Origin of the sequence: Coprococcus sp. HCN-4056, assembly GCF_037892645.1 — a bacterium.
Lineage (GTDB): Bacteria > Bacillota > Clostridia > Lachnospirales > Lachnospiraceae > Coprococcus > Coprococcus ammoniilyticus.
The window spans coordinates 308,149-322,026 of sequence record NZ_JBBKBL010000004.1 but is presented as its reverse complement, the minus strand read 5'-3'; the positions used below and the strand labels follow the sequence as shown (position 1 = coordinate 322,026).

The 13,878-nt window shown below is 42.7% G+C and carries 9 protein-coding genes; 8 read left to right on the top strand and 1 reads right to left on the bottom strand.

The features are described 5' to 3' along the window. Positions 1-68: 68 nt before the first annotated feature. A complete protein-coding gene (locus tag WKT03_RS08225; protein ID WP_340391514.1) occupies positions 69-941 on the top strand; it encodes a phosphoribosylaminoimidazolesuccinocarboxamide synthase in 873 nt (290 codons plus the stop codon). 362 nt (positions 942-1,303) lie between these two features. Here WKT03_RS08225 and WKT03_RS08220 read toward each other — a convergent pair whose 3' ends face one another. Beyond that, positions 1,304-2,941 carry a polysaccharide deacetylase family protein gene (locus tag WKT03_RS08220; protein WP_340391513.1) on the bottom strand — a complete coding sequence of 546 codons (1,638 nt, stop codon included), beginning with the start codon at positions 2,939-2,941 and terminating at the stop codon, positions 1,304-1,306. 417 nt (positions 2,942-3,358) lie between these two features. Here WKT03_RS08220 and WKT03_RS08215 point away from each other — a divergent pair, with 417 nt between their 5' ends. From WKT03_RS08215 to WKT03_RS08185, 7 genes are all read left to right on the top strand, one after another. Continuing rightward, positions 3,359-4,741 (top strand): MATE family efflux transporter, encoded by a 1,383-nt coding sequence (locus WKT03_RS08215; protein ID WP_173783328.1) that lies wholly within the window; start codon positions 3,359-3,361, stop codon positions 4,739-4,741. A 190-nt stretch (positions 4,742-4,931) separates the two neighbouring features. Then, positions 4,932-6,329, top strand: coding sequence for a sodium-dependent transporter (locus tag WKT03_RS08210; RefSeq protein WP_118616287.1), 1,398 nt, complete (start codon positions 4,932-4,934; stop codon positions 6,327-6,329). A gap of 285 nt (positions 6,330-6,614) precedes the next feature. After that, positions 6,615-7,397 carry a ZIP family metal transporter gene (locus WKT03_RS08205; protein WP_008401927.1) on the top strand — a complete coding sequence of 261 codons (783 nt, stop codon included), beginning with the start codon at positions 6,615-6,617 and terminating at the stop codon, positions 7,395-7,397. A 266-nt stretch (positions 7,398-7,663) separates the two neighbouring features. Continuing rightward, entirely contained in the window at positions 7,664-9,085 is a 1,422-nt protein-coding gene (gene hydG, locus WKT03_RS08200) for a [FeFe] hydrogenase H-cluster radical SAM maturase HydG (protein ID WP_340391510.1), read from the top strand. A gap of 105 nt (positions 9,086-9,190) precedes the next feature. Beyond that, a complete protein-coding gene (gene hydF / locus WKT03_RS08195) occupies positions 9,191-10,390 on the top strand; it encodes a [FeFe] hydrogenase H-cluster maturation GTPase HydF (protein WP_340391509.1) in 1,200 nt (399 codons plus the stop codon). A gap of 332 nt (positions 10,391-10,722) precedes the next feature. Further along, positions 10,723-12,702 (top strand): NAD(+) synthase, encoded by a 1,980-nt coding sequence (locus WKT03_RS08190; RefSeq protein ID WP_340391508.1) that lies wholly within the window; start codon positions 10,723-10,725, stop codon positions 12,700-12,702. A gap of 162 nt (positions 12,703-12,864) precedes the next feature. Further along, positions 12,865-13,875 (top strand): ABC transporter ATP-binding protein, encoded by a 1,011-nt coding sequence (locus WKT03_RS08185; RefSeq protein WP_021944097.1) that lies wholly within the window; start codon positions 12,865-12,867, stop codon positions 13,873-13,875. Positions 13,876-13,878 lie beyond the last annotated feature (3 nt).

The following is a 13,878-nucleotide window of genomic DNA, read 5'->3' as shown; positions in this document are numbered from 1 at the left end:
AAAGGTAGATAGTGATAGTTTGTAAGAGTAAAAAATACAAATCATAAAATCATAGCGAGGTATCAAAAATGCAGGAAATGAAACCGATTAAAGAGGGTAAAGTACGTGAGATTTATGATAATGGTGACAGCCTTATCATGGTAGCAACAGACCGTATCAGTTGTTTTGATGTCATTTTAAAGAACATCGTTACAAAGAAGGGTACAGTCCTGACACAGATGTCCAAATTCTGGTTTGATATGACAGAAGATATTCTTCCAAACCATATGATCTCGGTTGACGTAAAGAATATGCCTGAATTTTTCCAGCAGGAGAAATTTGACGGAAACAGTATGATGTGCAAGAAGCTGGAAATGCTCCCTGTTGAGTGTATCGTTCGTGGTTATATCACAGGAAGTGGCTGGGCAAGCTATAAAGAAAACGGTACAGTATGTGGTATCAAGCTTCCGGAAGGATTAAAAGAATCCGATAAGCTTCCGGAACCGATCTACACACCTTCCACAAAGGCAGAGATCGGAGATCATGATGAGAATATCTCATACGAGCAGAGTGTTGAATATCTGGAAAAGAGATTTCCTGGCAAGGGCGAAGAATATGGCGCAAAGCTTCGTGACTATACGATCGCTTTATATAAGAAATGTGCAGAATATGCATTATCAAGAGGTATCATCATAGCAGATACCAAGTTCGAGTTTGGTCTGGATGAGAATGGCAATATCGTTCTCGGTGATGAGATGCTCACACCGGACAGCTCCCGTTTCTGGCCTGCGGAAGGATATGAACCGGGTCATGGTCAGCCATCCTTTGATAAGCAGTTTGCGCGTGACTGGTTAAAGGCAAATCCGGATAACAACTGGGAGCTTCCTGACGAGATTGTTCAGAAAACAATTGACAAATATCTTCAGGCATATGAGCTTCTCACAGGCAAGCCTTTAAAGTAATAAGTAATAGAAAAATAATAGAATAGTACTTAATTTTATTAGGCGGTATAGGTACGCAGGATTGTATTTATACCGCCTGAATTAATTTTCTGAATATTCAACAAAATGTCTGTAAAATCTGACAATTATGGGTTGACGCTTGAAAAATGGCATGCTATAGTCAGCTCATAAGAAATACAACAGATAAAAAATTACCAGGGGTTTTATGGTGATTATAATAAAAAGATGGAATCTTATTACAATGGGGTAGTAAGATTCCATCTTATTTTTTGCGTTGTCAGGGAGATTCTCATTATAAGAAATCCCATTCTGTAAAGCGGAAATATGTGTGGGAGCCTGTTTCAGGACAAGATTCCTGTGTATTATCTGAATGAATTATAGGACTGCCCGGCTTCCATTGTTACACCACGAAGCTCAGCCATTTCGCTGACAGTTACAAGCTGATAACCATTTTCAATCAGCTTCGGAATGAATGTCTGTGAGGCAATAGCGGTTGACTGGTGAAGGTCATGTATCAGAATGATCGCTCCGTCATAAGCACCATCCACAACTCGTGTGATCGTAGTAGGAGTGCTTCTGGTTTCCCAGTCTCTGGTATCCACAGACCACATGATCATTGGAAGACCTACATTCTCACGTACAGTATCATTGACGCAGCCACCAGGCGGACGCATCAGAGTAGGGGCAACTCCGATCTCACGGATGATCGCATCTGATCCCTTTTTGATCTCTTCTTTGACTCCGTCTGCGGATAATCTGTTTAACCATGCGTGATCATAGGTATGTGTACCGATCTCGCAGCCGAGTGCATATTCCCGTTTCAGGTAAGAACTGTATGTGGAGCAGCGGTTTCCAACAACAAAGAAGGTTGCAACTGCATTATATTTTTCCAGTGTGTCCAATACCAGTGGTGTGTATGGAGAAGGACCATCATCGAAGGTCAAGGCAACCATTTTCTTATTTCCATCTACCGTTCTGTAGATAACACCCTTGTCATTTGCGACATACAGGCAGTTGCCGATCTTAACTCTGCCGGTCAGTAATGTACCATCTGATTTAAAATAATATCTGTCTTTTCCAATCGTCTGCATCCCATATGCCATGGTTCCGTTTTCTTTGTAATAATAGGTTTTGCCATTTATCTTCTGAAAACCGGTTGCCATAGTTCCATTGTCATGGAAGTAATAAGTTTGGCCATTCAGTTTTTTAAATCCTTTTGCCATGACACCCCGTTTGGTAAAATAATAGGTATGACCGTTTAATTTCTGGAAGCCGGTTAACATACAACCATTTTCTTTGAAGTAGAATGTTTTATTGTTTAAGGTCTGAAAACCGGTCTGCATGATACCATTCTGGTTGAAATAATACATGTCCCCTTTTATTCTGAGAAATCCGGTTGCCATAGCCCCGCCTTTTTTACGGAAATAATAGGTATGCCCGTTTAATTTCTGGAAGCCTTTTTTCATGGCACCTTTGTCTGAGAACAGATAGGTATGTTTTCCAATCGTATGCTTTCCGGTGTAGGCAGCACCGCTGGAACCGAAATACATTTTATTTCCTTTTTTTGTTGTAAACCAGGAATTGGTAAGTAATACACCTGTCTTTGGATTTAGGTAATATTTTTTTCCGGTATAAGGACTTTTGTACATGCCTTTTCGCATACGTCCGATTTTGGAAAAAATATAAGTCTTACCTTTGATCGTCTGTTTGCCCTTCACGGCTGTACCATTTTTCCGGAGATAATAGGTATTTCCCCTTTTGGTCGTATACCAGCCTTTTTTCTGCATGACACCCTTACTGTTAAAAATGTAGGTGTGCCCGTTGATCGTTACCCGGCCTTTCGCCTGCTTCCCATTTTTATAGTAATAATGGGTTCCGTTCTTTTCTTTGACAAAACCGGATGATTGTTTTTTCCCGGCTGCCTGACTGGTAAATCCGGCACTCAGGAGTGTCGGGATCAGGATCAGAGCGGCAAAAATCAGTAAAATTTTTCTTTTCATAGATATGTTCTCCTTCCTGTTGCTGTAATCGTATTTTTCTATGAATACAACCCATACTAGCATAAAAAAATCAGGCAGGCTACCCAAAATTATCTTAACAATCGGTAATAAGTGCATAACATTTTTTTGTAATAATTTTCAAATAAAACAGTAACAGGATATCTACAGAAAAGTATATTTTTCAGAATCTGGCGTAGAAATTTGTAACAAGGCAGTACTTAAATAATAAAAAAGACGGATGAAAGAGAAAAGAGCACGATGGAAAAGGATATGGCTTGCAAGTAAATTCTGGGATGAGTATAATGCAGTATTGGTGTGTTGCGTCCGGAACATGACAGACAGAAATGAAAGGACGGAAATACACATGCAAATGAAATTACAGTGCAGATAGAAAATGAAAGCAGGAAGCGTATGGTTATGCATAGAAGGAAACGGAATACAAGTACATATTTATTTTCAAATAAAGATCTGGTCGCTCTGTATGTGCCATTGATCATTGAACAGATGCTTGCGATGTTGGTCGGACTTGCAGATTCGATCATGGTATCTTCTGTAGGAGAAGCAGCAGTATCCGGTGTATCACTGGTGGACAGCTGTTTCCAGCTGATCATCAATCTGTTTGCGGCACTTGCGACCGGGGGTGCGGTTACTGTCGGACAATATCTCGGACAGAAGAATAAAGAAAAGGCGGGAGAGGCAGCTACCCAGCTTGTGTGGTTTTCGATGATCCTGTCGCTCGGAGTCATGGCGCTAATGTATGCGGGCAAGGGACTGATCCTAAATCATGTGTTTGGTCAGATCGAAGCAGACGTATATGGTCATGCAGATACTTATATGATGATCGTAAATGCATCGATTCCGTTTCTGGCACTTTATAATGCCGGTGCGGCTATTTTCCGTTCCATCGGTAATTCCAATATATCCATGCGGGTATCTCTGATCATGAACGGGATCAATGTAGTGGGAAATGCCATTTTGATCTATGTATGCAAATGCGGAACGGAAGGCGTTGCGATTCCTACTCTGGTTTCCAGACTGGCAGCAGCGGTTATCATGATCATATTGCTGATCCCGAAGAAAAGTGCACAGGCGAAGCAGGACAGTACACGTATTTATATAAAGAAAAGTCTGCATTATCGGGCGAACTGGCATATGTTGAAAAGCATTCTGTTGGTAGGTATTCCAAACGGACTGGAAAACAGTATGTTCCAGCTTGGTAAGATCCTTGTGCTCAGCCTTGTCTCAACATTTGGCACATATGCGATCGCTGCAAATGCAGTCGGTAATGTGATTGCCGGATTCCAGTTGATGGCTGGTATGGCGGCTTCCCTTGCCATGGTCACAGTAGTATCAAGATGCGTGGGAGCAGGAGATTACGAGCAGGCAAAATATTATACGATCAAAGTTCTGGTCATGGCATATATGTGTATCATAGTTACGGTATTGTTTACATTTGCGGTTCTTCCTCTGGTCATGAAAGCGTATGGACTATCTTACGAAGCGCAGTCTGCTGCCGAGAAGATCCTGATGCTTCATGGTATCGCGGCATCTACGATCTGGCCGGTAGCATTTACGCTTCCATGTACATTCCGTGCAGCCGGTGATGTTAAGTATAGCATGATCGTATCCATCTGTACGATGTGGATCTGCCGTATCGTGTTCAGTTATGTGCTCGGCAAATATATGGGTATGGGTGTATTTGGTGTCTGGGTCGCTATGATCATGGATCAGTTCGTACGTGGCGTGCTGTTCATCCGGCGGTACCTAAGCGGCAGATGGATCGGCAAAAAGGTAATCTGACCGTATGCGGCACAATATGAGTAAGTTCGTAAAAAAAGTAGAATTTTTCAGATGACAGAAGATTGTTTGGTATGCTATATTAAAAAGGTGTTTGTTCTATGAGAGAATTTGGAGAAGCTTCCATAGAATCTAAGAGGATAACAAATAAATTAGAAAGAGTCTGTGATATACAGACAGGGGTAAACAAAATATGGAAAAGAAACGTAATACTTTTTCAGGCTCGCTTGGATTTGTCCTTGCGGCCGCGGGAAGCGCAGTAGGACTTGGAAATATCTGGCGTTTTCCATATCTTGCAGCAAAGGATGGCGGTGGACTGTTCCTGGTCATATACCTGATCCTTGCACTGACATTTGGATATACACTTTTGGTGACAGAAGTATCAATCGGTCGGAAGACCAAGCAGAGTCCGCTTACCGCTTATAAGAAGCTGAATAAGAAATGGGGATTCCTTGGAATCATTGCAAGTCTGGTTCCGGTTATTATTTTCCCATATTACATAACGATCGGTGGCTGGGTTGTCAAATACTTCCTCGCATTTTTAACCGGTAAGGGTACAGAGGCAGCGCAGGACGGTTATTTTACAGGTTTTATTACATCAGATATCGAACCGGTCATTTTGATGTTGATATTTCTTGCTGTTACGGCATTTATCGTATTTCGTGGTGTTAATAAAGGAATTGAATCTTTTTCCAAGATCATCATGCCGTTGCTGATCCTTCTGGTTATAGGAATCGCGATCTTCTCCATAACGATCAAAAAGACCGGAGATGATGGAATTGTCAGAACCGGTGTAGAAGGTTTGAAATTATATCTGATTCCGAATCTGGACGGACTTACTGTGAAAAGCTTCTTTACGGTATTATTGGATGCAATGGGACAGTTATTCTTCAGTCTGTCTGTTGCCATGGGTATTATGATCGCTTACGGTTCTTATGTAAAAGATGATGCAGCTCTGAATAAATCAGTTGGACAGATTGAGATTTTTGATACGGTTGTAGCATTTCTTGCAGGCGTTATGATCATTCCTGCTGTATATGTATTCTCAGGAACAGAGGGAATGGCACAGGGTCCAAGTTTGATGTTCGTATCACTTCCGAAAGTATTTGCCCAGATGGGTAAGGTGGGAAATGTGATCGGTTGTCTGTTCTTCGCAATGGTATTATTTGCGGCATTTACCAGTGCAGTGTCTGTCATGGAAGCAATCGTGGCAAGTATCATGGATGAATTCCATACAAGCAGAGCAAAGGCCGGTATTATTGAGTTGATTGTCGCGATCATTGTTGGAACGATCGTATGTCTTGGATATAACAAGCTGTACTTTGAAGTAAAGCTTCCAAACGGATCGATCGCACAGATCCTTGATATCATGGATTACATCAGTAATAACATTATGATGCCGATCGTAGCAATCGGAACCTGTATCCTGGTCGGATGGATCTCCAAACCGCAGACGGTTATCGAAGAAGTGCAGAAGAACGGAGAAAAATTCAGCAGAAAAGGTATGTATGTGGTTATGGTGAAATTCATAACACCGATCCTGTTGTTTATCCTGTTCTTAAAGTCGATAGGTTTATTGACATTTATTTAAAGCTGTAAAATATAAATAATTTGTCAGCAATATTAAGTTTTCAAATGAATATTATCTAATATAGACCGATCGTCGGAAGCCGGATATTAAATCTTGCATCGACGGTCGGTTTTGTAATATGAAATATATTGAAGAATCTGTGGCAGACAGACCTCAAATGATAGAAAAATACAGATAAGAAAAAAACAGGTCATGGCATAATTAACAGTATTCCGCTATAATAAGGAAACAGAGGAGAGATGATTCATATAATAAATGGAAATAATTTATGGAGCGTGAATATATATGATATTAAGTTTAATTGTTGGTCTGGGACTGCCGCTTCTTGGAACGACGGCAGGAGCAGCCTGTGTATTTTTTATGAAGAAACAGATGAATCTGTTATTGCAGAAAGCATTGTCCGGATTTGCGGCGGGTGTTATGGTGGCTGCATCTATCTGGAGCCTGCTGATCCCGGCGATGGAGCAGTCGGAAGCAATGGGGAAGCTTGCATTTCTTCCGGCAACTATCGGTTTCTGGCTGGGAATTATATTTTTATTACTGATCGATACTCTGATGCCACATTTGCATATTGACAGTAAGGAGGCAGAGGGGGTCAAGAGCAATTTCAAACGTACGACTATGATGGTATTTGCGATCATCATACATAATATTCCGGAAGGAATGGCAGTCGGTGTTGTCTATGCCGGATGGATCAGTGGCAACACGAACATTACGTTGACGGCGGCACTTGCATTATCCATCGGTATTGCGATCCAGAATCTTCCGGAGGGAGCGATCGTGTCAATGCCGCTTTGTTCGGAAGGCTGCAGTAAACCGAAAGCATTTGGCTATGGATTCTTTTCCGGTATCGTAGAGCCAATCGCAGCGCTGCTTACGATCGCACTTTCTTCGATCATGGTGCCGGTGCTTCCGTATTTTCTGGGATTTGCGGCAGGAGCTATGCTATATGTTGTAGTTGAGGAATTGATACCGGAGATGGCAGAGGGTGAGCATACGAATCTTGGTACGATCATGTTTGCGGTAGGATTTTCATTGATGATGGTGCTTGATGTAGCACTTGGATAAGAGAACAGTCAGAACGTGAAAATGCAGGTTATGGTTATTGTAAAAGGATAACTATATGCTGCATTTTTATGATTTGTATAACTATATAACTGCATTTTTATGGCAGTTGATATTTTCGGAGTGTTCCACTATACTGTTATTAGGTATAGCTTGAAGCATAACAAAGGTCTGCTCACAGATATATTGATTTTATAGAACGCGCGAGGCAGACCGGATGATTGTACAGGAAGAAGAATTATATAGCAGAAGAAAAGAGGCAGATACAAGTGTATGATGTAAAATCATTAAAAGCAGAAGAATTTATTTCAGATGAAGAGATCAGAGAGACATTGGCATATGCCGATGCGAATAAAGATAACGTACAGATGGTTGATGAGATCCTTGCAAAAGCCAGATTAAAAAAGGGCTTGACGCACAGAGAAGCGTCTGTGCTGCTGGCCTGTGAGATGCCGGATAAGATCCGGGAGATGTATGATCTGGCAAGGGAGATCAAGGAAGATTATTACGGAAATCGTATCGTGTTATTTGCGCCGCTGTATCTGTCCAATTATTGTGTGAATGGATGTGTCTATTGTCCATATCACAGCAAGAATAAACATATTGCAAGAAAGAAGCTGACACAGGAGGATATCGTAAGAGAGGTTACCGCACTTCAGGATATGGGACACAAGCGTCTGGCGATCGAAGCCGGTGAAGATCCTGTGAATAATCCGATCGAATATATTCTGGAATGTATTAATACAATCTACAGTATCAAACATAAGAACGGCGCAATCCGCCGTGTCAATGTCAATATAGCAGCGACAACAGTTGAGAATTATACGAAGTTAAAGGATGCAGGCATCGGAACCTATATCCTGTTTCAGGAGACTTATCATAAGGAAAGCTATCTGAAATTACATCCGACAGGTCCGAAGCATGATTACGATTACCACACCGAAGCCATGGATCGTGCCATGGAAGGTGGTATCGATGATGTAGGACTTGGTGTACTGTTCGGATTGGAAATGTACCGGTATGAATTTGCAGGGTTACTGATGCATGCAGAGCATCTGGAAGCGGTTCATGGGGTAGGTCCGCATACGATCAGTGTTCCGAGGATCAAACGTGCAGATGATATCGACCCGGATGTATTCGATAACGGAATCAGTGACGATACATTTGCAAAGATCTGCGCACTGATCCGTATTGCAGTACCATATACGGGAATGATCATATCAACCAGAGAGAGTCAGGCAGTTCGTGAGAAAGTGCTGCCGCTTGGTGTTTCACAGATCAGTGGAGGTTCGAGAACAAGTGTAGGCGGATATGATATCCCGGAGACATCAGAAGATATCACATCGGCTCAGTTCGATGTCAGCGATACCAGAACGCTGGATCAGGTTGTGAACTGGCTGATGAAGATGGATTATATACCAAGCTTCTGTACAGCATGTTACAGAGCAGGAAGAACCGGAGACCGGTTTATGGCACTCTGTAAGAGTATGCAGATCTTAAACTGCTGTCATCCAAATGCTCTTATGACGCTGAAGGAATATCTGGAAGATTATGCAAGTCCTGAGACGAAGCAGATCGGTCTGGAGCTGATCGAACGTGAGCTTGCCCGGATCCCGAATGAGAATGTCAGACAGATCACGGCAGATCATATACATGATATTGCAGAAGGACAGAGAGACTTCCGGTTCTAACAGATGATAGGAAGAAGCGATCTTAACAGATGAAAGGATTGCAGATAACAGAGATTGCAGATAAATGCTGAAGCAGACAGCGTATAACAACAGGGAGGGCAGCACATGGCAGGGTTAAATGAGACACCATCGGGCAATCGACTTCATATCGGAGTATTTGGAAAGACAAACAGCGGAAAATCTTCTTTTATCAACCGATTTTCCGGTCAGAATATATCAATCGTAGCGAATGTTGCAGGGACAACCACTGATCCTGTGTACAAAGCAATGGAAGTTTATCCGCTTGGCCCTTGTACCTTGATCGATACAGCGGGCTTTGACGATGCGACAGAGCTTGGGGAGGAACGCTTGGAAAAGACAAGGCTTGCAGCCGAGAAAACAGATATAGCGATCATTTTGCTTGCAGATACTGACATGGACGAGGAACTTCACTGGTATGAACAGTTTAAGGAAAAGAAGACACCTGTCATATGGGTGATCGGTAAGGCAGATATCCGGAATGATACAGAAAAGGTAAATGAAACGCTGTATCAACAGACAGGACAGCGTGCGATTGTTATCAGTGCCGCGACTGGAGACGGTATGGATCAGGTAAGAAAAGAGCTTGTACGGAACCTGCCGGAGCAATATGGTGCTTCTTCGATCCTTAGAGAGCTGGTAACAAAGGGAGATCTGGTCATGCTTGTTATGCCGCAGGATATTCAGGCACCGAAGGGCAGACTGATCCTGCCACAGGTGCAGACACTGAGAGAATTGTTAGATAAAAAATGCCTTGTTATGAGCGTGACGACAGATCAGTATGTGGAAGCCTTATCCCATCTGACAGAGGCACCGAAGCTGATTATAACGGATTCACAGGTATTTGCCTATGTCTATGAGCATAAGCCTAAGAAATCTATGTTGACTTCCTTTTCTGTGTTATTTGCCGCACATAAGGGAGATATCGAATATTATATAGAGGGTGCAAATGCGATAGGAAAGCTGAATGGGGAATCCCATGTGCTGATTGCAGAGTGCTGTACACATGCACCGTTAAAAGAAGATATCGGACGGGAAAAGATTCCTAAGATGCTGCGGAAACGGTATGGAGAAAATATGACGATCGATATAGTCAGTGGAACGGATTTCCCGGATGATCTGCAGGGGTATGATCTTGTCATACAGTGTGGGGGCTGTATGTTTAATCGCAAATATATTATGTCAAGGATCGATCATGCAAAGGAGCAACAGATCCCGATGACCAATTATGGTGTGGTGATCGCGTATCTGACCGGGATATTAGATAAGGTTGTAATACCTGGCTAAAAAGCCGGAAAAGATAGAAGTCACTGATCATATTAATGGGCTTCAGGAAAAGATAACAACAAATGCTGCAGAAAGTAAGTAATATAATATATAATATAAAACAAAATCAGGAGGCAAAGTTTATGAAGAAATACGAAACGCCACAGATGAATATTGTAGAATTTGAAACAGAGGATATCATTTGTACGAGTGGAGACGTTATAACCGGAGATAATGAAACGCCTATTATTCCCGGGAAATAGGGAAATTAGACTATAAGCCGGTAAACAGATGATGCCGGATATCAAAGAACAAATGATACGAAAATATACAGATAATTCAGGAGAACGATGATGAAACATTTAGTAAGAATCGCGTCCGTATCACCAAGAGTACATCTTGGTAATGTAACAAAGAACTGTAAGGAGCTTGAAACAGTTTATAGAACCTATGCAGAACAGGTAGACGTTATTGTGACGCCGGAACTGTCACTGACCGGATACACCTGCGGGGATCTGTTTGTGAACCGTCATCTGATCGACAGGGCAGAAGAAGGACTGTTACAATTGGCGGAAATGACAGCAGAATATGGCAAAAAGGGCGCAGCACTTGTTGTCGGTGTGCCATATGAAGTAGACGGAGAATTATTTAACTGTGGAGCTTTTTTATGGAACGGAATGGTGCTCGCACTCGTTCCGAAGATCTACCTGCCGAATTACGGAGAGTTTTATGAGAAACGGTGGTTTAGTGGAAGATGTGTAGAGAACCGGACAGTTGAACTGGCAGATGGATCGGAAACTTTATTTGGCAATTCCATCCTGATCGAGATGACGGATCCGAATCAGCAGGAGGAGCATGTTACATTTGGCATGGAGATCTGCGAGGATCTCTGGACACCGATCGCACCGGGAAGACTGCTGACACTTCAGGGAGCAGAGATCCTGCTCAATCTGTCGGCATCCAATGAAGTGATCGGAAAGGAACAGTACAGAAGAACACTGACAGGAAGTATGTCATCCTCCTGTATCTGTGGATATGTCTATACATCAGCCGGAGCCTATGAATCAACCTCGGATATGGTATTTTCCGGACACAATCTGATGTATGAAAACGGAAAATTATTAGGCGAGATCAAGCCATTTGAAGATGGAATCCTGATCCGTGATTTTAATATGACAAAGATCCGCCATGATCGTCTGGCAAATAAATCCTTTGCGGAGTGTAAACGGAATTTTGAAGCCGGAGAATACATGACAGTAAACTGCGAGAAGGTATTTGCAGAGAAAAAAGAAGTATGCGCAAAGGTTTCCATGACACCATTTGTTCCATCAAAGAACAGACTGGAACGATGCCGGTCGATCTTTGCAATGCAGGTTGCAGGTCTGCAAAGAAGAATCGAAGCCACACATGCGTCATGTATCGTTGTTGGCGTATCCGGTGGACTGGATTCTACGCTGGCACTTCTGGTATCCGCACAGGCAGTAAAGAATCTCGGACTGCCACCGGAGACAGTAACCGGTATCACGATGCCGGGATTTGGAACGACGAAACGCACAAAAAGCAATTCAACAACGCTTATGGAACTGCTTGGATGTGACATCCGGGAGATCAGCATCGTAGATTCTGTCCGTCAGCATTTTGCAGATATCGGGCAGGATGAAACGGTACATGATATTACATATGAGAACTGTCAGGCGAGAGAGCGGACACAGATCTTGATGGATGTAGCCAATAAAGAGGGCGGATTTGTGATTGGAACCGGTGATTTGTCAGAACTTGCACTTGGCTGGTGTACCTATAACGGAGACCACATGAGCATGTATGCGGTGAATACCAGCATCCCGAAGACTCTGGTCCGGACTCTGGTAGATGAAGTTGGACATGATATGGATCGAAATGGATTCCCGGGAATCAAGGACGTGATCGAGGATATCATTGATACGCCGGTAAGTCCTGAACTGCTTCCGCCGAATGCGGATGGAACGATCGCACAGAAGACAGAGGATACTGTTGGATCCTATATCCTGCATGATTTCTTCTTGTATTACACACTGCGTTATGGTATGGAGCCGGAAGATGTCTATGACCTTTGTAAAGAAGCGGTAAGACAGAGTGTAGAAGCTTCGGAAGATGGGAAAATAGAAGCATATACATTTACAGATGAAGAGATAAAGAAATGGCAGAAGGTATTCTATACCAGATTTTTCCGTCAGCAGTTTAAACGTAACTGTATGCCGGATGGCGTAAAGGTCGGTACGGTATCGGTAAGCCCAAGAGGGGATCTGAGACTGCCATCCGAGATAGAATTTGAGGATTTCCTTACTTTCGAATAGAACTGGAATAGAGGAAAATATGAACCGTTACAAACGATAATTAAGCTTATTAAAGATTGTTTCAGAGTTGAATTATGATATAGTAGATGGAAATTGCAACCTGAAACTGATCATACATTCATAACAGGGATATGAATGTCGGTTCATAAAAAGGAGAGAGATATGAAATTAGAATTACAGGGCATCAAAAAGAGCTTTGATGGCACAGAAATCCTGCACGGGATCAATTTCTCGGTAGAGGGTGGAAGCGCACTCGGACTGTTGGGAAGAAATGGCGCAGGAAAGACCACAACGATCCGGATCATCATGGATGTTTTCCATGCAGATGAAGGTCAGGTCTTATTAGATGGAGCCCCCTTTGTCTATCAGCCGGGGCAGGTCGGATACCTGCCGGAGGAACGTGGCTTATATCCGAAACGTCTGATCAGTGAGCAGTTAGTATATCTGGCAAAGCTTCGTGGGATGAATAAGAAGCAGGCGGAAGAGAATATGCGGAAGTGGCTGACCCGTCTGGATGTGATCCAGTACGAGAACCGGAAACTGGATACGTTATCGAAAGGTAATCAGCAGAAGGTACAGCTTGCAGCAACATTAGTAGCAGATCCTGACATCGTGATCTTAGATGAGCCGTTTTCCGGTTTAGATCCTGTGAATTCCCAGATCTTAAAGGATGTTATAAATGAACTGATCGCAGACGGAAAGATTGTTATCTTCTCCAGCCACCAGATGAGCTATGTGGAAGAATTCTGTGAAGATATCGTAGTGATCAATCATGGTGAAGTGGCACTGGCAGGCAACCTTGACAAGATCAAGGAAGAATACGGAAAAGGACATAAAGCAGTTGCGGCTGTTGGAATGGAGTCGGAAGAACTGGAACAGATTCTTCGTGATAAGTTTGCAGATCAGGTGCAGGTGATCAGCCATAACAAGCATCATGTTGTGACACAGATTCTGCCGGAACAGGATGAATGGCAGGTGCTTTCCCGTTTTAAAGAGTTGGGAATCAGGCTTAGGAGCTATGGAGTTTATGAGCCTTCCCTGAATGATATATTTGTATCGGCAGTCGGAGATGAGGAGACACCGGAAGATATAAAAGAAAAAAATAATATCGGAACTTCTTTTTCTGAATTTGAACCAAAGCAGAAAAAGGGTCTGTTTGGAAAGAGAGGTTAAGAT